This is a genomic window from Corynebacterium cystitidis, assembly GCF_900187295.1.
Lineage (GTDB): Bacteria > Actinomycetota > Actinomycetes > Mycobacteriales > Mycobacteriaceae > Corynebacterium > Corynebacterium cystitidis.
The window spans coordinates 737473-756315 of the sequence record NZ_LT906473.1; the positions used below are offsets into that span (position 1 = coordinate 737473).

16 protein-coding genes are annotated in these 18843 nt (G+C 58.2%); all 16 read left to right on the forward strand.

The annotated features are described in order from the left end of the window. Positions 1 to 8: 8 nt before the first annotated feature. The 16 genes from CKV99_RS03525 to wag31 all read left to right on the forward strand — a co-directional run bounded on the left by CKV99_RS03525 (position 9) and on the right by wag31 (position 18570). A complete protein-coding gene (locus CKV99_RS03525) occupies positions 9 to 872 on the forward strand; it encodes a hypothetical protein (RefSeq protein ID WP_092254502.1) in 864 nt (287 codons plus the stop codon). 111 nt (positions 873 to 983) lie between these two features. Beyond that, a complete protein-coding gene (locus CKV99_RS03530; RefSeq protein ID WP_092254505.1) occupies positions 984 to 2876 on the forward strand; it encodes a peptidoglycan D,D-transpeptidase FtsI family protein in 1893 nt (630 codons plus the stop codon). Positions 2877 to 2891: 15 nt separating this feature from the next. Further along, positions 2892 to 4436, forward strand: a complete 1545-nt coding sequence (locus CKV99_RS03535; protein ID WP_092254508.1) for a UDP-N-acetylmuramoyl-L-alanyl-D-glutamate--2,6-diaminopimelate ligase — start codon at positions 2892 to 2894, stop codon at positions 4434 to 4436. 83 nt (positions 4437 to 4519) lie between these two features. Further along, positions 4520 to 6082, forward strand: a complete 1563-nt coding sequence (locus CKV99_RS03540; protein WP_092254511.1) for a UDP-N-acetylmuramoyl-tripeptide--D-alanyl-D-alanine ligase — start codon at positions 4520 to 4522, stop codon at positions 6080 to 6082. Between the two features lie 6 nt (positions 6083 to 6088). Then, positions 6089 to 7195, forward strand: coding sequence for a phospho-N-acetylmuramoyl-pentapeptide-transferase (mraY, locus tag CKV99_RS03545; RefSeq protein ID WP_092254514.1), 1107 nt, complete (start codon positions 6089 to 6091; stop codon positions 7193 to 7195). Then, the gene (gene murD, locus CKV99_RS03550) at positions 7196 to 8617 is read left to right on the forward strand and encodes a UDP-N-acetylmuramoyl-L-alanine--D-glutamate ligase (protein ID WP_092254517.1); all 1422 of its coding nucleotides are present in this window, start codon (positions 7196 to 7198) and stop codon (positions 8615 to 8617) included. It abuts the gene before it with no gap. A 2-nt stretch (positions 8618 to 8619) separates the two neighbouring features. Next, entirely contained in the window at positions 8620 to 10134 is a 1515-nt protein-coding gene (locus CKV99_RS03555; RefSeq protein WP_177178067.1) for an FtsW/RodA/SpoVE family cell cycle protein, read from the forward strand. Between the two features lie 19 nt (positions 10135 to 10153). After that, on the forward strand, positions 10154 to 11239 hold the full coding sequence (murG, locus tag CKV99_RS03560) for an undecaprenyldiphospho-muramoylpentapeptide beta-N-acetylglucosaminyltransferase (protein ID WP_092254520.1): 1086 nt from the start codon (positions 10154 to 10156) through the stop codon (positions 11237 to 11239). Positions 11240 to 11320: 81 nt separating this feature from the next. Beyond that, entirely contained in the window at positions 11321 to 12718 is a 1398-nt protein-coding gene (murC, locus tag CKV99_RS03565) for a UDP-N-acetylmuramate--L-alanine ligase (protein ID WP_231910219.1), read from the forward strand. Positions 12719 to 12728: 10 nt separating this feature from the next. After that, positions 12729 to 13430 carry a cell division protein FtsQ/DivIB gene (locus CKV99_RS03570; protein ID WP_231910158.1) on the forward strand — a complete coding sequence of 234 codons (702 nt, stop codon included), beginning with the start codon at positions 12729 to 12731 and terminating at the stop codon, positions 13428 to 13430. Positions 13431 to 13587: 157 nt separating this feature from the next. Continuing rightward, positions 13588 to 14838, forward strand: coding sequence for a cell division protein FtsZ (ftsZ, locus tag CKV99_RS03575; RefSeq protein ID WP_092254525.1), 1251 nt, complete (start codon positions 13588 to 13590; stop codon positions 14836 to 14838). Between the two features lie 48 nt (positions 14839 to 14886). Next, a complete protein-coding gene (pgeF, locus tag CKV99_RS03580; RefSeq protein ID WP_092254528.1) occupies positions 14887 to 15618 on the forward strand; it encodes a peptidoglycan editing factor PgeF in 732 nt (243 codons plus the stop codon). Between the two features lie 3 nt (positions 15619 to 15621). Next, a complete protein-coding gene (locus CKV99_RS03585; protein ID WP_092254531.1) occupies positions 15622 to 16344 on the forward strand; it encodes a YggS family pyridoxal phosphate-dependent enzyme in 723 nt (240 codons plus the stop codon). Between the two features lie 84 nt (positions 16345 to 16428). Then, a complete protein-coding gene (locus tag CKV99_RS03590; protein WP_092254534.1) occupies positions 16429 to 16947 on the forward strand; it encodes a cell division protein SepF in 519 nt (172 codons plus the stop codon). Between the two features lie 144 nt (positions 16948 to 17091). Further along, positions 17092 to 17373: a YggT family protein gene (locus tag CKV99_RS03595; RefSeq protein WP_177178072.1), complete on the forward strand. Its 282-nt coding sequence runs from the start codon at positions 17092 to 17094 to the stop codon at positions 17371 to 17373. Between the two features lie 207 nt (positions 17374 to 17580). Further along, a complete protein-coding gene (gene wag31 / locus CKV99_RS03600; RefSeq protein ID WP_092254540.1) occupies positions 17581 to 18570 on the forward strand; it encodes a DivIVA-like cell division protein Wag31 in 990 nt (329 codons plus the stop codon). The last annotated feature ends 273 nt before the right edge of the window (positions 18571 to 18843 follow it).

Consider the following 18843-nt stretch of genomic DNA (forward strand, 5'->3'; position numbering starts at 1 on the left):
ACACGACCATGGGAGCCAGCCGAGACCTGACTGCCGGTTATGAGACCGGGGCCACCGCCACTTTGTTAAAAGAGACGAATGGCCGCGAGGATTATGGCTACGCCGACACCGCACGCTACGACGCAAGTCGGGCGTCCGGTCGATCGTCGGCACGCACTACAGTTCCCCACGCACCAACCGGTTACCGCCAGCGTGTTGCCCCGCACGTCCCCCGCACCAACTCAGGGCGGTTGGGTTCGAAGCAGGTTGTTTCGATCCGCGGTCGCCGGATCACCGAGCAGCCCACGGATGCCAGGCGTCGCTTCTCGGCAGTGTCGCTTGTGGTACTCCCGCTGCTCGTCCTCGGTGTTGTAGTAGCAATGATGTTCTCGGCGTTTTCCACCCAACAGACTTTCGCAATCCAAGAGCTGCAGACCACGGAAACCCAGCTCACCAATGAGATTGAAACCCTGAACCGAGACCTGGAAAACCTCCAGTCGTCCGCCGAGGTTGCTCGGCGTGCAAGCAAAGCAGGAATGGTGGTTCCCGTCACCCCTGGAATTGTCGATATCGAAAACGATGGCGCGCTGTCAGAGCGTCGCCCGGCTGATCCCGCGACGCAACCTATGATTGATGTCAACGGTGCACCGGTACGACCAGGACGCGCCTCGAGCGACCCAGACGCAACCGATGATGTCTCGGATTCTCTCGAAGCCCGCCCCCAAAACGTCCGGACAGTACCAAGTAACCGCCCTAATCAGCGTGGTGAAGCACCAGCATCTGATGCCCAAGCACCAGAGCAGGCCCCAGGACAGGCGCCGGCTCCGGTTTTAGCACCGGAACCTGCACCAGCAGTTGCACCATACTCCCCGAACGTCCCAGCACAGTTCTAAGGCTGGAAGTTCGTGGCTTAACAAAGATGGGGAACACGCAGATCAAGCAAGACAATCTAGACAATATCTAGACAATAATGACGTAGGAAAGTAAGCAGGTGACTAACGGCCGTGACTGATCAGAAAGCCACCACTCACAAACGCCTCGGGATTGTCCTTTTAGCCTTTACCGTGGCGGCGGCTCTGCTTGTTGGACGGCTTGCTTGGGTACAAGTTGTTTGGGGGCCCGAACTTTCTGCAGCGGCAGAGGAGCAACGGGCGCGCATCTACGTCGACCCGGCGCGCCGCGGTGAAATAAAAGATCGCGAAGGAAACCAACTTGCCTACACTATGCAGGCTCGTTCCCTGACTGTCTCACCCATTCGTCTGCGCGATGAAATCACGCAGCAAGAGCGTGCAGCGCTCGAAGAGGAGGGCTTGGATGCTGCAATGATCGAGGCGCAGTTGCCGGCGAAAACGGAAGACCGGTTGCGCACCATGGCCAATGAAATTCCGAAGCTCATTGATGCTGCAGGGCAAAGCACGTCTGACAATGCGGAGGACGTGGACCCGAAAGAGATTCTGGACAAGTTGAAGGCCGATAACCACTATGAGGTGCTTGTGCGCAACGTGGATCCAGACTTGGCTGATGAGATTGCAGCGACCTTCCATGGTGTTGCCGCGGACCACCAGGATATCCGCCAGTATCCCAATGGTGCGATTGCAGAGAATATTATCGGTAAAGTGTCCATGGATGGACAGGGCCAGTTCGGCCTCGAGGCCTCGGGCGACGCGTTGCTGACGGGTAATAACGGGCGTCGCACCGAAGATGTTTCTACTGATGGGCAAGCTATCCCTGGAACGCTTCGCGACGAAGTCCCTTCCATCGATGGCAGTGATGTTACTCTCACCATTGATCTGGATTTGCAAACGTATGTCCAGCAGCTGCTGGAACAAGCGAAGACCAACTCGGGTGCGAAATCAGCGGAGGCAGTTGTTCTTGATGTTGCCACCGGCGATGTACTGGCTATGGCTAATACGGACACGATTGACCCGAATGGGGACCTCGAGAAACAGCTCAGCCAGGGCCGAGATTTTGAAAATCAGGCGATTTCCCACCCTTACGAACCTGGTTCTGTGGCCAAAATTATCCCTGCCGCAGCAGCCCTAGAGGAGGGTGTGACCACTCCTGATGAGGTCCACCAAGTCCCAGGCTCGATTAATATGGCGGGAGTCACTGTCGCTGACGCGTGGGATCACGGCGTTGTTCCGTATACCACTGCCGGTATCTTCGGTAAATCGTCGAACGTCGGTACGCTCATGATCGCCGAGCGCCTCGGTGAAGAACGTTTCGCTGATTACCTCACCCGTTTCGGTGTGGGGCAGACTACCGGTATCGAACTCCCCAACGAGTCCGCTGGGCTGTACCCGCCGCTGGAACAGTGGTCAGGCGGGACGTTTGCCAATTTGCCAATTGGGCAGGGCATGAGCTGGACCACCCTGCAGATGGCCAGCATTTATCAAACGCTGGCCAACGGCGGCGAGCGCATTGAGCCTCGCATCATCGAATCGGTTACTGATGCCGAGGGTAAGCCGGTAGAGCAACCGGAACCGGCGCGCACCCAGGTGGTCAGCCCCGAGACTGCGAAGACCACAGTGGATATGTTTCAATCCGTGTTCCAAGAAGATCCGACAGGGTTGAACTCCGGCACGGCCCAGGGGCAGGGAATTGAGGGCTACCAGCTTGCCGGGAAGACAGGCACGGCCCAGAAAGTCGATCCTGACACCGGCGCGTATTCTCAGAACAAGTTTTGGATTACTTTCGCGGGCATCGCGCCTGCCGACGATCCACGCTTCGTTGTGGCAGTCATGCTGGATGAACCGCAGCGTGGCCCCATGGAGGGTGGAGCAGGTGGACAATCGGCAGCGCCAGTCTTCCGCGAGATTGCCAACTGGTTGATCAACCGCGACAACATTCCACCGAACCCGCCGGCTGATGATCCGATCATCTTGCAGGCGCAGTAAGGAGAAGGGTATTTCATGACAACGCCAACGCAGCCCGCCCCGTCGCTGGTTGATCTTGCACGGATCGCCTCGGCGCGTCTCGAGAATGCGCCCGCAGCCCCTGAGTCGCTCAAGTTTAGCTCTATCAGTTTGAATTCGGCTGATGTTGAAAGTGGAGGTATTTTCGCGGCTCTTCCTGGAACACGTGTACACGGTGCGCGCTTTGCGGGCGAGACCCCGGCCGCCGCGATTCTGACTGATGAGGCAGGATTGGCCCTCTTAACTGGAGCGGGTGATCGTCGTCCAGTTCTGGTGGTAGACGATATTCGCGCGGTGCTGGGAGAGATCTCTGCAGAAATCTACGGCCACCCGTCGGCAGCACTGACAGTTTTGGGGGTGACCGGTACTTCAGGCAAGACCACCACTACGTATTTGCTTGAGGCAGGCCTGATGTCCGCGGGGCATAAGGTAGGCATTATCGGGACTACGGGAACGCGGATTGACGGCCGCGAAGTTGCCACGAAACTGACAACACCAGAAGCTCCTACCTTGCAGGCGCTGTTTTCTCGGATGCGTCATGAGGGCGTGACCCATGTAGTCATGGAAGTATCGTCTCACGCATTGAGCTTAGGGCGGGTTGACGGCACCTCATTCGCAGTTGCTGGTTTTACGAACCTGAGCCAGGATCACCTTGATTTTCACCCCTCCTTGGAGGATTATTTCCGCACTAAGGCGCGGTTTTTTGACCCTGCTTCAGCGGTTCACGCCCGGCGTGCGGTGATTTGCGTCGATGATCAATGGGGTGAGCGCATGGCCGGTGTTGCAGAGCAGCCGGTGCTCGTCGGCACGCGCGGACAGGACTGTGTCGATGTGTCGGCACGTCGCATCAACCTTGATGCCACCGGTGCCCAAACATTGGACATTGACGTTAACGGCACGCACTACACCACCACGCTTTCGCTGCCAGGCAACTTCAATATTGCCAACGCTGCGCTGGCCACGGCTCTGGCGGCGACTGCCGGAGTCGATGTGGCGCAATTCTTAAAGGGTGTGGAAACTGCTGGAGTCCCAGGGCGGATGGAGCGGATCGACGAAGGCCAAGATTTTGTTGTTGTGGTTGATTACGCCCACAAGCCAGCGGCGGTGGCTGCTGTTTTAGAGACCATGCGTGGTCAGGTAGATGGGCGAGTAGGGGTGATCGTCGGAGCGGGAGGGGACCGTGATGCCTCCAAACGCCCGATTATGGGTGCGGAGAGTGTCAAAGGTGCAGATTTTGTGATTGTGACCGACGATAATCCACGCTCAGAGGATCCAGCGGCAATCCGCTATGCTGTCATGCAGGGGGCTCGCGCCGAGGTGGTGGCTCAGGCTGAAGTAGGCCGCCACGTTGAGCTTCGTGAAGTAGGCGAGCGGTCTGAAGCGATCGATGAATTGATCCAGTGGGCGCAGCCTGGCGACGCGGTGATCGTCACCGGAAAGGGGCACGAAGTTGGCCAGATCGTGGGTGATGAGGTCCATCATTTTGATGACCGGGAGGAAGTTCGCCGTGCCTTGGCCCACTTTCACAGCTCGACAGATTAAGTTTCGGCTCAAGAGGGAAAATTATTCGCCATGACGCTTTTCGACGAATCCACCGCTGACCATGAAAGGACGGGTAGCTGGGAATGATTCCACTTAGTCTTAACCAGATCGCCGAGATCACCAATGGTCGCGTCGCTGATACCGATGAAGATCATGCCTCTGGGGGTGGCGGCTTGTCGCTGGTAACAAGTTTCGTCGAGTTCGATTCTCGCAAGATTAATCCGGGTGGACTTTTTGTGGCCCTGCCGGGCGCTAATGTCGACGGACATGATTTTGCGCAGACCGCCATTGAGAAGGGGGCCGTCGGTGTACTCGCGGCCCGTGAGGTAGGTGTGCCCGCCGTGATCGTTCCTCCGGTGCAGCGCCGTGAGAACGATAATTCGGATCTCGCGTTGAATGATCCGGACGGGTCTGCGTCCGCGGTCGTGGAAGGGATGAGCACACTTGCGCGCTACGTCGCCACCCAGTTGACTGCGGCTGGTGGTCTCACCATCGTCGGGGTGACTGGTTCCGCAGGTAAGACCTCCACCAAAGATTTGATCGCTGCTGTGCTAGCGCGCGCTGGTGAGACAGTGGCACCTCCCGGTTCTTTCAACAACGAAATTGGGCATCCATACACTGTCTTGCGCTGTTCTGAGCGCACCAAGTTTCTTGTCGCCGAGATGTCTGCGCGTGGCATCGGGCATATTGCGCACTTAGCGACGATTGCTCCGCCACGGATCGGTGTTGTTTTGAACGTAGGAACCGCGCACTTAGGTGAATTCGGGTCGCGCGGCAATATCGCCCAAGCCAAGGGTGAGCTGGTAGAGGCTCTTCCACCCGCCGCCGAGGGTGGGGTGGCGGTGCTTAATGCGGATGACCCGTTTGTGGCCGCGATGTCGTCTCGGACTGTGGCCCGGGTCGTGCGTTACTCGGCTGCCACCCCTGCGGCTGCAGATGTGGATTACTACGCGACCAACATTCAGCTTGATGATGTTGCCCGGGCTTCTTTTCTTCTACACTCTCCGAACTACGTGCCACAGCAGGTGCGCCTGGGGGTTTTCGGGCTGCACCAGGTGTCTAATGCCTTGGCAGCAGCAGCGGTGGGCATTGAGTCGGGAATGACGGCTGAGGATGTTGCGCACGCGTTGTCGTCGGCACGCTCGGCTTCAGCGAATCGGATGGATCTACAAACTCGCTCGGATGGCGTGACCATCATTAATGATGCGTACAATGCCAACCCTGAATCCATGCGCGCGGGAATCGCTGCACTCGGTTTTACGGCCGCGGCGCGCCCAGGGGCCCGTTCCATTGCCGTGCTCGGTGAGATGGGCGAATTGGGAAGCGACACTGTCCGGGAACATACCGCGCTTGCCGACGAGCTGGCGCGCTACCGTGTGACTGATCTGGTGGCAGTGGGCGTGAACCCCGCAACCCAAGCCTTGGCTTCTGCAGCTGCAGGTAAGGGGGTGCGCGTTCAATTAGTTCGCGACGTGGATGAGGCGACTGCAGCCGTGAAAGGTATCATTTCAGCGGCGCCTCCAGGGGAAGAGAACTGGCATGCGCGCGAAGACAAAGACGTTATTTTGGTCAAAGCTTCCAATGCATTGGGGCTTTGGCGAGTAGCTGAGACGCTATTGGAGACTGGAACAAGGAACTTGAGGTAGGCCATCGTGACACAGATTATTATCGCGGGGATTGTCAGCTTCCTGGTGGCCATTTTCACCACTCCGGCGCTGATTAAGTTTTTCTTCCGCCAAGGAATGGGCCAAGAAATCCGAGAAGACGGCCCACAGTCGCACGCCCACAAGCGCGGAACGCCCACCATGGGCGGTATTGCTATTCTGTTGGCAATCACTGTGGCCTACCTGGTAGCCGGGGCGTGGTCCTTGGCCTCTGGCCGCGGCGGATTCACCGCGTCGGGTTGGCTCGTTCTCGGACTCACACTTGCCTTAGGTGGTGTCGGTTTCGCCGATGACTTCATCAAGCTCTATATGGGGCGGAACCTGGGGCTAAACAAGACGGCCAAATTGGTGTCCCAGTTGGTGATAGCCATCGCGTTCGGCCTGCTGATTTTGCAGTTCCCCAATGCCGAAGGGCTCACACCTGGTTCGACAGTGTTGTCATTCGTCCGCGATATTGACACGGTTGATCTTGCATTAGGCGGCGGGATTATCGGCACCATCTTCTTTCTCATTTTTATGTATATCCTGATTGCGGCGTGGTCTAACGCGGTCAATCTCACCGATGGGCTTGATGGCTTAGCTGCTGGTAGCACCACCTTGGTGATGGGTGCGTATACCTTGATTGCGTGGTGGCAGTTCCGTAATTCGTGTGCCATTAGTGCAGAACCTGGCTGCTACAACGTGCGTGATCCTTTGGATCTTGCTGTGCTTGCTGCCGCGGGGATGGGGGCGTGTGCCGGCTTCCTGTGGTGGAACGCCTCACCCGCCAAGATCTTCATGGGGGATACTGGTTCGCTTGGCTTAGGTGGCCTGGTCGCTGGGTTGTCGGTGGCAAGCCACACCCATTTACTCATGATTATTATCGGTGCCCTTTTCGTCATTGAGGCAGCATCTGTGGTTATTCAGGTCGTCTCATTCCGCTCGACAGGCAAGCGAGTTTTCCGCATGGCACCGTTTCACCACCACTTCGAAGCCGGCGGCTGGGCAGAAACAACCGTGGTGATTCGCTTCTGGCTGATCACCGGCATTGCCTCGGCGTTGGGCATTTCGATTTTCTATACCGAATGGCTGACAACGTCAGGAGTTGGTCTGTAAATGTCCACTGCGCGTCCAGACTTCCTTAACGGTCGAGTGCTTGTCGCAGGCGCTGGCGTGTCCGGTCTGGGGGCCGCACGTCTGCTCCGAGAACTTGGTGTAGAGACCGTTGTCGCTGATGACAACGAGGTAAGCCGCTCTAAAATCATCACCGTGACTGGTGCACACGCGGTGAGTGTGGCTGAAGCAACACAGGAGTTAAAAGAATACTGCCTCGTCGTAACGTCACCTGGGTGGCGCCCAGATTCGCCGCTACTCGTTGCAGCTGCAGAAGCTGGCGTTGAAGTCATCGGTGATGTGGAGCTGTGCTTCCGCCTCGATAAGGCAGAGTTCTTCGGGCCCGCGCGCACCTGGCTGGTGGTTACCGGGACCAATGGCAAGACAACTACCACAGGCATGCTGGCGGAAATGATGAGCCAGGCCGGCCACCATACCGGGTTGCGTGCGGCCGCTTGCGGCAACATCGGTGTTGCGGTTGCTGATGCGCTGACTGATCCTGACCGTGTTGACATACTGGTAGCCGAGCTTTCCAGTTTTCAGCTGTATTGGTCCAACCAGCTGCGTCCTGATGGGGGAGTGCTGCTCAATCTTGCAGACGACCACATTGACTGGCACGGCTCCTTCGAAGCTTATGCCGAGGCCAAAGCCAAGGTCCTGCAAGCACCGGTAGCGGTGGCGGGGATTGACGATGAACAGGTTCGTGCATACGCAGCCCAGACCGGTCGGGGCGACATCATCGGGTTTACCTTGAACGAACCTGGTGAACACCAGTACGGCATCGACAATGATTATCTCGTCGAGGTGTGGGAGGGCCACCGCAGGCGTTTGGCTCAGGCCACCGGCATCGAACCTGCAGGTGTTGCGGGGTTATACGATGCCCTCGCTGCCGCGGCTCTCGCTCGCTCTTTCGGTGCCACTGCTGAGGACGTGGCGGAAGCTTTACGTAATTTCCGGGTCGACGGGCACCGGGGCACTGTTATTCACCGTGCCGGTGGCGTGGACTGGATCGATAACTCCAAGGCGACCAACCCGCATGCTGCTCATTCGGCTCTCGCCGGGGCGGGCACAGTGGTATGGATTGCCGGAGGCCAGCTTAAAGGGGCAACGGTCGCTGAACTGGTGGCGGCTCACTCGCACAGGTTCCGCGCCGTCGGCCTGCTCGGCGTGGACCGCGAAGAAATCGCTGTCGAGCTGCGCAAGCTGGCACCGGATGTACCTCTGTTTGTCAGTGATTCCACCGACCCTGAGGCTGCCATGAATGAGGTAGTGAAGTTTGCTGCCCAGCAAGTCCGCCCAGGGGACTCGGTGGTACTTGCGCCGGCAGCCGCAAGTCTTGATATGTACACCGGCATGGCGCAGCGTGGAGACATGTTCGCCGCCGCTGCCCGAACGCACGCGATCAGTCCGCAGGAGAGGGGATAGCCGTGACCACCACCCGACCTACCCGACCTACCCAACCTAATCAGCGCCGCTCCAAGCCAGCCCAGGCCATCGATAAAGCTGCGGAGTGGATGACAGGCCAGCCACTGTTGGACTATCAGATGATCCGCACCATCGTGCTAGTGCTTGCCGGGCTTGGTGTGGTCATGGTGACAAGTTCGTCAATGACGTGGTCGGTTATTGACGATCAAACGGTGTGGGCCCAGCCCGTCAAACAAGCGCTTATGGTAGTTCTTGGCCTCATCGCGTTTTATTTGGCTTTACGTATCTCACCGGAGCGCATCCGCAGGTGGGCCCCGTGGATGATGCTGATCGCCGTCATCTTGCTCATCGTGGTGCTCACGCCGCTGGGTACCGGACGCGAGTCAGTGGGCTCCCAGTCATGGATTGCGCTGCCCGGTTTCCAATTGCAGCCGTCCGAGTTTGCCAAGGCCGCCATCGCTATTTGGGGAGCGAGCCTGCTAGCAAATAAAGATCCGCGTTCCCCCAGCTGGAATAACGGGTTTATTCCGTTTACGGGTGTTTCAGTCCTGTGCTTCGTGCTGATTGCGGGGCAGGGCGACTTTGGTATGGCAATCTCATTTGGCATTGTCGTCGGTTTTGTCCTTGTTTTCGCCGGGATTAGCTGGCTCTGGGTTGGGGCTGTCGCAGCTTTCGGCGCGGTGTTGGTGTTCCTCGTGCTGATCGCCGGGGGCTTTCGATCTCACCGTTTTCACGTCTTCTTTGACGCGCTGTTCGGACGGTTCGAAGATACTCAGGACACAGCGTTTCAGTCTTACCAGGGCTTCTTGTCGCTTGCCGACGGCTCCCTGTTCGGTGTGGGGCTTGGACAGTCGCGAGCCAAATGGTTCTACCTCCCGGAGGCAAAGAATGACTTCATCTTTGCCGTCATCGGTGAGGAACTTGGCCTGTGGGGTGGCGCACTTGTGATTCTGATGTTCTTCGGGCTGGGATTCTTCGGGTTGCGCGCGGCCCGACGCGCCCGTAACCAATACCAATCACTGTTGGCAGCCAGCCTGACCGCGGGTGTGGTCTCGCAGGCATTCATCAATATCGGCTATGTTGTTGGTTTGTTGCCGGTGACGGGTATTCAGCTACCTATGATCTCTGCGGGTGGTACCTCCGCCATCATTACTTTGGGGTCGATGGGACTGTTGGCTTCGGTGGCACGCCATGAGCCACCAGCTGTGTCATCGATGCAAAACCACGGTCGCCCACTGTTTGACAGGCTCTTTGGCATTCCGGAACCCACCGCGCCAGGGCAACGCAAGATTTCGTCGCACGATGAACCACGAGGCGAGCGTTCAAAATACGGCCAACCTGTGACAGCGCGTCGTCGTGAAGCTCCTGTGAGAGCACGGGTTACTGCACCGGAACGGGTGCGCCGGGAACGCGGTGAGACCGGCGTCGATAGGCACCGTAGGCGCGACGGTGGCGCAGATCGGCCACGACGCGCACCATCGGCCCTAGACCATTTTTCGGGGCGCGGTCGGCGATAATAAGGAAATGAGGAAAAACATGGGTACACCCCCCACTGTTGTCTTGGCAGGTGGCGGAACCGCCGGGCACATCGAGCCGGCGCTTGCCGTTGGTGAAGTGCTCCGTGATCAGCACCACGCCACCGTTGTCGCCTTGGGTACGCCGAAGGGGCTGGAAACATCAATTGTGCCTGCCCGTGGCTTCGAGCTGCGTTTAATCGACCCGGTTCCGGTTCCCCGGAAGCAGCCCTTGAAGCTGATCGGTTTGCCATTCAAGGTGGCTAAGTCAGTCTCGCAGGCACGTCACGTGCTGAAGGATACCGGGGCGGACATTGTGTTCGGCACCGGTGGGTATGTGGCTGCATCGGCGTATCTGGCTGCGGCTTCGCTGCGCCTGCCGTTTTTCGTGCTGGAGACCAATGCCCTGGCCGGCATGGCCAACAAGCTGGGTGTTCGGCTGGGCGGGAGTGGCTTTAACGCGGTGGCGGGATCTGGGATGGAAGGCGACGTCATTGGAATCCCGGTGCGCCCGACCGTCGGTGCGGATGAGGACGGTGAGAAGGCTCGACGTGGTTTTAAAACGTGGGACCTGGACCCGGAGAGAAAGACCGTACTGGTTACCGGTGGCTCTCAAGGCGCAGTGAACCTGAACAATGCCATGGTAGAGGCAGTGCCTCGCTTGGTGGCCGCCGGTTACCAGGTGCTCCATGCGTATGGACAAAAAAATGACGCACCGCACCCGCATGATCATTACGTGGCGGTGCCATACATTAATGACATGTCGGCGGCCCTCGCTGTGGCAGATATTGTGGTGTGCCGCTCGGGCGCAATGACGGTGGCCGAAAATTCGGCTGCAGGGCTGCCCGCTATTTATGTGCCCCTGCCACACGGCAATGGCGAGCAGGGCCTGAACTCAGCCCATCTCGTGGAGGCCGGTGCGGCCCGGACAATCCGTGATGAGGACTTAGACGCCACGGTGCTGGCCGAGGCTGTTATAGCCATCCTTGATAATCCTGCTACCTATAACAAGATGCGCTCGGCGTTGCGTGACAGCGGTGCCGGCAATGTTGCTGCTACTTTGGCTGACAAGCTTGTTGCAGCCAGCAAACAAGAGACTAAAAATTAAAGGAGACGAACTGCCGTGACCCTAGATCAAGAATCGATCGACCTGTCCCGCGTCCATCTCATTGGAATTGGAGGTTCGGGGATGTCAGGTGTCGCGCGCATCTTGCTTGACCGCGGCAGTGTGGTGACCGGGTCCGATGTGAAGGATTCGCGCCCGGTGCGCGCGTTGACAACGCAGGGGGCGAAGGTGGCTATTGGCCACGCAGCCGACAATCTTGAGCTGGCAGGCGAGTTGCCAACGGTGGTGGTGACTAGTTTTGCTGCGATCCCGCAGGATAATCCGGAGTTGCAACGTGCAGCTGAGGAGAACATCCCCGTGATTCGTCGCTCTGACCTGCTCGGCGAGTTGATGGAGGGCTACAACCAGGTCCTTTTCGCAGGCACTCATGGGAAGACTTCGACGACATCGATGGCTGTGGTCGCTTTGCAGGCGGCCGGGGAGAACCCTTCGTTTGCGATTGGTGGCCAACTGAACCGTGCTGGTACCAACGCGCATCATGGCACTGGTCAAGCGTTTGTGGCAGAAGCGGATGAGTCGGACGCCTCCCTGCTGCGCTACCGGCCTGACGTTGCGGTGATCACTAATATTGAGCCAGACCACCTGGACTACTTTGGTACGCGTGAAGCCTACTTCCAGGTTTTTGATGAGTTCGCGGATCGCGTCACTAACAGCGGTCATCTGGTGGTGTGCTTGGATGACGAACATGCCACGGCATGTGGTCAGCGTGCGTTAGATCGCGGTATTGCGGTGTTGGGCTACGGAACCCGCCGGGCTATTGAGGCACACCCGGAGATCACTCCGGGTGTGATCGTTGAGGAAGATCGGGTGACTAGCGGGGCCACCGAGGTGACTGTGACTTTGGCGAGATCGGAGGGGGGATCCGTGGAGCTTGAGTACGCTCTGGAGATCCCGGGCCGCCACATGGTGTTGAATTCCGCTGCAGCTCTGCTCGCAGGAACGCTGGCTGGTGCTGATCCGAAGCGGCTTGCTGCCGGATTGAGCGAATTTACTGGTGTGCGTCGCCGCTTCGAGTATCACGGCGAAGTTCAAGACGGCCCCTTTGTTGGCACACGCGTGTACGACGATTACGCGCACCACCCCACCGAGGTTCATGCGGTGCTGACCGCGGCGCGCGAGAAGGTCGATGCCGAGGGTGCAGGTGCACGCGTAGTGGTGTGCTTCCAGCCCCACCTGTATTCCCGGACGCAGGAATTCGCGTTTGAGTTCGCCGAGGCGCTGTCGCTTGCCGACGCTGCCGTGGTGCTTGATATCTTCGGGGCGCGCGAGGCGCCTGTTGAGGGTGTTGACTCGCGCATCATTACTGACAGGATGACTAATGAGGTTGTCTATGAGAAGGACTTTTCGGTCGCGCCGCAGACTGTCAAGGATTTGACGCAGCCCGGCGATGTTGTGTTGACCATGGGGGCGGGTTCTGTGACCATGCTTGCTCAAGAGATCTTGGCAACCCTGTCCGAATAGGGGCGAAGACATGTCTACTGCTGTTTCACCTGAAGCCGAAGCTGCGACTGTGCGAAATCGCAGGCCGCTATGGATCGCACTGGCCAGTGTCGTGATCGTTGTGGCTCTCGCGGCGGTGGTTGTCTTGGCTACGCCACTGTTTTCGGTGCGTGGCTACAACGTGGAGGGAAATGACCATATTCCGCTGGAGCAGGTTGTGGACGCGGCCGGTGTGCCTGAGGGAACCAATTTGGCCCGTGCCGATGTCGGTGCCTCGGCACAGGCAGTGGCTGGGTTGCCGTGGGTGAAGTCTGTGACGGTGACACGCGGTTGGCCGTCGTCGTTGAATATTGAGATCACGGAGCACCAGGCGGTGGCCTTCTCCGACGAGGACGACGGCCCCCATCTCATCAACGCGGAAGGCGTGCCGTTTGCTATTGATGTGGCTCCTCCGGAGGCGGTGGAAATTACCGGTGATGCGCGTTCCGACGAGCACGCCCGCAAGAACGCCGTCGATATCGCGGCGTCGATTCCTGTGGAGCTACGCCGGGAAGTGTCGTCGATTAATGCGCACGATGCCTACAACTTCGAGCTGCAGCTCAATGATGGCCGTGTTGTGGTGTGGGGCGCCTCTGAGGACAATCATGATAAGTCGTTGGCGTTGGGCACTGTTGTGCGGCGCGAAGGACAGCGCTTCGATATCTCGAACCCGAGCTTGGTGGCGGTTCGCTAGCCCACAAAACCCCAGGCCATAACCCTAAAGTAGAGGTTGAGGGTACCGACACGCCGCGAAAATCTACCACCTTTTTGTCTCACTTTCACCCATGATGGATAGCAAGCACTTGAAGCGAACTTATTCCTCCCATGATTTTGAAAGGCGAGCCTCACTCATGACCTCACCTAACAACTACCTCGCCATGATCCGTGTTGTCGGTGTCGGCGGCGGTGGCGTCAACGCGGTTAACCGCATGATCGAAGAAGGCCTTAAAGGCGTTGAATTCGTCGCAATCAACACCGATAGCCAGGCACTGCTGTTCACAGACGCAGATACCAAGCTGGACATCGGGCGCGAAGCAACCCGAGGCCTTGGTGCCGGTGCCAACCCGGAGGTGGGCCGGACTTCTGCCGAAGACCACAAAAGCGAGATCGAAGAATCCCTCAAGGGATCCGACATGGTCTTTGTTACCGCAGGTGAAGGTGGCGGAACCGGGACAGGTGCGGCCCCAGTGGTTGCGGGCATCGCCAAGAAGATGGGCGCGCTGACCATCGGTGTTGTCACCCGCCCATTCTCCTTCGAAGGCAAGCGCCGGACCCGCCAGGCACTGGAGGGCATCGACCGCCTCAAGGAAGTTTGCGACACCGTCATCGTGATCCCGAATGACCGTCTTCTCCAGCTTGCCGACGGCGACCTATCTATGATGGAGGCCTTCCGTGCCGCCGACGAGGTGCTCTACAACGGTGTCCAGGGCATCACTAATCTGATTACCATCCCGGGCATGATTAACGTTGACTTCGCCGATGTCCGCTCTGTCATGGCTGATGCTGGTTCCGCCTTGATGGGTGTGGGCTCCGCCAACGGGGAGGACCGCGTGATGGATGCCACCTTGCAGGCCATTAACTCGCCACTGCTGGAATCCTCCATGGAGGGAGCAAAGGGCGTGCTTATTTCTGTGGCTGGCGGCTCCGACCTGGGTTTGATGGAAGTGAACAACGCCGCGTCTGTCGTGGAGGAAAAGGCCGATGACGATGCCAATATTATCTTCGGCACCATTATTGATGACAACCTGGGCGACGAGGTGCGCGTGACCATCATCGCCACGGGCTTCGACGAGAAAGCCAACGCGCTGCCACAGGAATCGGACCAGAGCCAGGAAGCCGCCGACAATGGACGCGCACCCCAGGGCCCGGCATCTGAGGATGCTACCCCAGCACCAGCCCGCGGTTCCCTGTTTGAAGAGCGCTTGCGCGAGGAGGCACCTGACGACGACTACGCCGCGCGCCACCGCTACGATCCACAGCGCTCGGAGAGCTCTGGCCGGGGTGAGATTCGTCGCTCTGGCTTGTTTACCTCAAGCGAGGATCGTCGCGACAGCCGCCGGGACGATGATGATGACTTGGACGTGCCAAGCTTTCTGCGTTAAGCCCGCGGCTTGGTCTCCAGCCGGCGCGACTGCGCTAACCTATGGAGTATGTCGCAGCTAGAAGATCGCCCCGTCCGCATGGTTTTTACCTCTCGTGCGGGCGGGGTTTCGCAACCCCCATACGCTTCGTTCAACCTTGGTGGACACGTTGGTGATGATCCCGATCACGTGTGTGCCAACCGTGCCCGCCTCGCAGAAATTCTTGACGTGCCCACGGAAAATTTTGTGTGGATGGAACAACTTCACACCAACACCGTGGCCTTCGTCGACACGCCCCAGGCTGAGCCACTAGAAGCGACCGATGCCGTTGTCACCACCACGCCGGGATTAGCCCTGTGCGTGCTGGTTGCAGACTGTGTGCCGGTGTTGTTGGCAGATCACACCAACGGCGTGGTGGCCGCAGCACACGCCGGCCGGATGGGTGCACGCAATGGGATTATCCCCAACACGGTGAAGCTAATGCGGCAACATGGGGCTAAGCCACAGGCCATCCAAGTGCTGTTGGGGCCTGCAGCCGCGGGCGCGTCATATGAGGTGCCCGAGGAGATGGCCATGGACGTGGAGAAGCATTTGCCCGGATCACGCGCTACCACCACTCAAGGCACGCCGGGAATCGACGTACGAGCCGGCCTGGTACGTCAATTGCTCAGTCTCGGCATTACAAATATCGACGCGGACCCACGCGACACAATTACCGATGAGAACTTTTTCTCGTACCGCCGCGAAGGCACCACCGGGCGCCAAGCAGGTGTGGTGTGGCTAACCGAAAAGGAAGCATAACTGATGAGTCGCCGTGAACAGTTAGAAACCAACCTCAACCAGGTCCGAGAAAAGATCCGTGAGGCAGAGCGAGCCGCCGGCCGCGACGCGGGATCTGTTAGTTTGCTGCCGGTATCAAAATTTCATCCAGTGGACGACATTCGCATCCTCGGGGAGCTCGGAGTACATCTGGTGGGCGAAAACCGTGAGCAGGAGGCCCGTGCCAAAGCGCAACAGCTGGCAGGAGAAGCGTCGACAAGCGATATTGCAATCGCGATGATCGGTCAAATCCAAACCAAAAAGGCCAATGCCGTTGCGCGCTGGGCTGCTGAAGTCCACTCGGTGGACACGGTTCGTTTAGCTCACGGGCTGGACCGCGGAGTGGCTCTGGCAATTGAGCGCGGTGATCGCGCAGCGGGGCAACTATCGTGTCTTGTTCAGGTATCCATGGACAATGACCCTACCCGCGGTGGCGTTCCTTTGGATGAGGTTGACCAGCTGGCAACGCTGGTGGAGGAGGCAGACAATCTTGTTTTCGGCGGCATTATGGTTGTTCCTCCGCTGGAGTCCGATGCGAAAGCTGTGTTTTCCCAAGCCCGTGAGCTTGCGGACGGCCTCGGTGAGAGGCTGGGCAGGCGCCTGAAAATGTCTGCCGGAATGAGTGGCGATTATGTCGACGCAATCGCGTGTGGCTCGGATATTGTGCGTGTCGGAACCGCTGTGTTTGGCCAACGGCCTTTAGGGTAAAGACACAAGAAAACACTCGTGTTATTTACTGAACCCGCCAGGTCAGAACGCACAACCACCGACACATTGGAAAGGCCTCAACCCATGTCTTTTGTGAAAAACGCCAAGGAATTTTTCGGTTTTACACCATATAAGCTCGAAGAAGATGCGTACTACGACGAGCCTCGCTATGGCGACGACGGTTCGGCTGCGTACGCCCCAGAACCTGAGCACTCTTACTCCTATAACCGTGCAGACCGTACAGACCGTACAGTCCGTGCAGGCCGGGGCATGCACACTGAGCGATCAGAGCGTGGGTTTAGTCGTGATACGCGTTTGTACGCCCCATCTATTGTCGTGGTGACTCCGCGCACCTACGATGATGCCAAAGACATTGGTGAGCCATTCCGCGATGGTGATGCTGTAGTGATGGATCTGACTGAGTTAGACCGTAAATCTATGACCCGTATGATCGATTTCTCAGCCGGCCTATGCTTCGGTCTGCGTGGCCAAATGCACAACCTAGCGAAGTACGCTGACACGGACCGTGTCGTGTTTGCAATCGTCCCAGAAAACGGTCAGATTTCCACTGGCGAGCTTGAGCGGGTAGCTGGTTTGCGCTAACTAAGCGCGTGTGGCCTGGTGATCGCGCGAGAATCACCCCAGTTGCGTAGGGGCTTAACGACGAACACTGTTCGACGACCATCCCCATGCAAGTGGGGTGTTCGTCGTTTCAAGAGGAAGTAGGTAGGGTAGAACACCGTGAGCATGCTCGGAGCTATTTTATACGCCTTGGTGCGTCTTTACACGTTGATCGTGATTGTGCGACTGATTATTGAGATGATTCAGTCCTTCTCACGCCATTTTGATCCGCCTCGCTGGTTCATGGTGATCGCGGAGTTTTTCTTCGTTGTCACCGACCCGCCGATCAAGGCGCTGCGACGTATGATCCCACCTGTGCGAATGGGCGGGGTGGCACTAGACGTCAGTGTGATTGTGCTCTTCCTAGGGCTTTTTATCCTCAGCTTGCTTATTCTCGCCATCTTTTAGTTCACTTCAGCCTGGGCTATTTCCGCTGGAAAAAGGGTATAAGTGCAGAAAAAGCTCACCGTTGCGTAAAGATTGAGGGTGGGAGTTGCTTCTTTCCGGCCTCCTCTTGACTAGAGTTATCTAGTGTAACGAAGAAAAATTAACTATAATGCTTGGGAACCCACTGTTAGGGTGGGTTCATGATGATTTGACTCGAAGGGAACGCTAATGCCGCTGACACCAGCAGACGTGCACAATGTGGCTTTCAGCAAGCCACCAATTGGCAAGCGCGGTTACAACGAGGATGAGGTTGACCAGTTCTTGGATCTGGTTGAAGACACCTTGGCCCAGCTGCAGGATGAAAACGACGACCTGCGTGCCCGCGTTGAGGAACTGAATAGCCAGGTTAAGGTCGGCGGTTTCGCTGCGGCGAAACCATCACCTCATGCCACCACGGCCCAATCCACCGCTATGAACAGTCAGGTGGATGAAAAGGCACTGCGCAGGCAGATCGAAGATGACCTGCGTGCGCAGTATGAGGCCAAGCTGAAGAAGGCCCAGGACGCGCAGAACAGGGCAGAGATCGACGCGAAGCAGGCTCGCCAGGATGCTGACAAGGCTCGCCAGGAAGCCTCCACCGCTTCGGCCAGCAGCGTAGAAGCAGCCGGTAATGCTACAGCGGAAACTAATCTGCAGGCTGCAAAGGTCCTGAGCCTGGCTCAGGAGACAGCGGACCGCCTGACTGCCGACGCGCAGGATCAGTCCAAGTCCATGCTGGATGAGGCCCGCCAGGCTGTAGAGGCTCAGCTGAAGGATGCAGAGCAGCGCTCCAAGGCGAAGCTCGCGGAGGCTGACAAGCAGGCGCAGGCACGTGCTCAGGAAGCAGAAAACAAGGCTAACCAGCTTGTCTCGGAGGCTGAGAGGAAGGCAACTCAGACTGCCAACGATGCTAACTCTCGCGCCGAGGCCCAGATCCGCCAGGCTGAGGAGAAAGCTGCTCAGCTGCAGGCTGACGCGGAGAAGAAGCACTCCGAGATCATGACGGCGGTCAAGAACCAGCAGGCAGCTTTGGAAAACCGCATCGCTGAGCTGCGGACCTTCGAGCGTGAGTACCGCACTCGCCTGAAGACCCTCCTGCAGTCCCAGCTGGAAGAGCTGGAGAGCCGGGGTTCTTCCGCACCTAACGGTGACGCAGGCCAAAAGGGCGCTAACAGCTAAACGTTTTGCACTACTAGTTCACCGCCCGGACACCTTTGAAGAAGGTGTCCGGGCGGTCGTTTGTTCTCTCGGTTGGGCGTGACCACGCTTGCCCGTGTATAGTTACCCACTGTTGAAACTTCGCCACACAGGCGGTGTAGCAGCGCGCAATGATCCGCGATCAACGGGGAGCGCTTCCGGAAGAACAGCCCAGCGTGGCCCAGTAGAACCGGACGGGGTTTAAGAAGCCGTCACATTCTTCACCACAAACGAAGTGGGGCACTACAAGTTGTC

Excerpts from the sequence above, each read along its gene's own strand:
- CKV99_RS03525 (WP_092254502.1), top strand. The coding sequence starts at position 9 with ATGGGAGCCAGCCGAGACCTGACTGCCGGTTATGAGACCGGGGCCACC.
- CKV99_RS03535 (WP_092254508.1), top strand. The coding sequence starts at position 2,892 with ATGACAACGCCAACGCAGCCCGCCCCGTCGCTGGTTGATCTTGCACGG.
- CKV99_RS03540 (WP_092254511.1), top strand. The coding sequence starts at position 4,520 with ATGATTCCACTTAGTCTTAACCAGATCGCCGAGATCACCAATGGTCGC.
- murD (WP_092254517.1), top strand. The coding sequence starts at position 7,196 with ATGTCCACTGCGCGTCCAGACTTCCTTAACGGTCGAGTGCTTGTCGCA.
- murG (WP_092254520.1), top strand. The coding sequence starts at position 10,154 with ATGGGTACACCCCCCACTGTTGTCTTGGCAGGTGGCGGAACCGCCGGG.
- murC (WP_231910219.1), top strand. The coding sequence starts at position 11,321 with ATGTCAGGTGTCGCGCGCATCTTGCTTGACCGCGGCAGTGTGGTGACC.
- CKV99_RS03570 (WP_231910158.1), top strand. The coding sequence starts at position 12,729 with ATGTCTACTGCTGTTTCACCTGAAGCCGAAGCTGCGACTGTGCGAAAT.
- ftsZ (WP_092254525.1), top strand. The coding sequence starts at position 13,588 with ATGACCTCACCTAACAACTACCTCGCCATGATCCGTGTTGTCGGTGTC.
- pgeF (WP_092254528.1), top strand. The coding sequence starts at position 14,887 with ATGTCGCAGCTAGAAGATCGCCCCGTCCGCATGGTTTTTACCTCTCGT.
- CKV99_RS03585 (WP_092254531.1), top strand. The coding sequence starts at position 15,622 with ATGAGTCGCCGTGAACAGTTAGAAACCAACCTCAACCAGGTCCGAGAA.
- CKV99_RS03590 (WP_092254534.1), top strand. The coding sequence starts at position 16,429 with ATGTCTTTTGTGAAAAACGCCAAGGAATTTTTCGGTTTTACACCATAT.
- CKV99_RS03595 (WP_177178072.1), top strand. The coding sequence starts at position 17,092 with ATGCTCGGAGCTATTTTATACGCCTTGGTGCGTCTTTACACGTTGATC.
- wag31 (WP_092254540.1), top strand. The coding sequence starts at position 17,581 with ATGCCGCTGACACCAGCAGACGTGCACAATGTGGCTTTCAGCAAGCCA.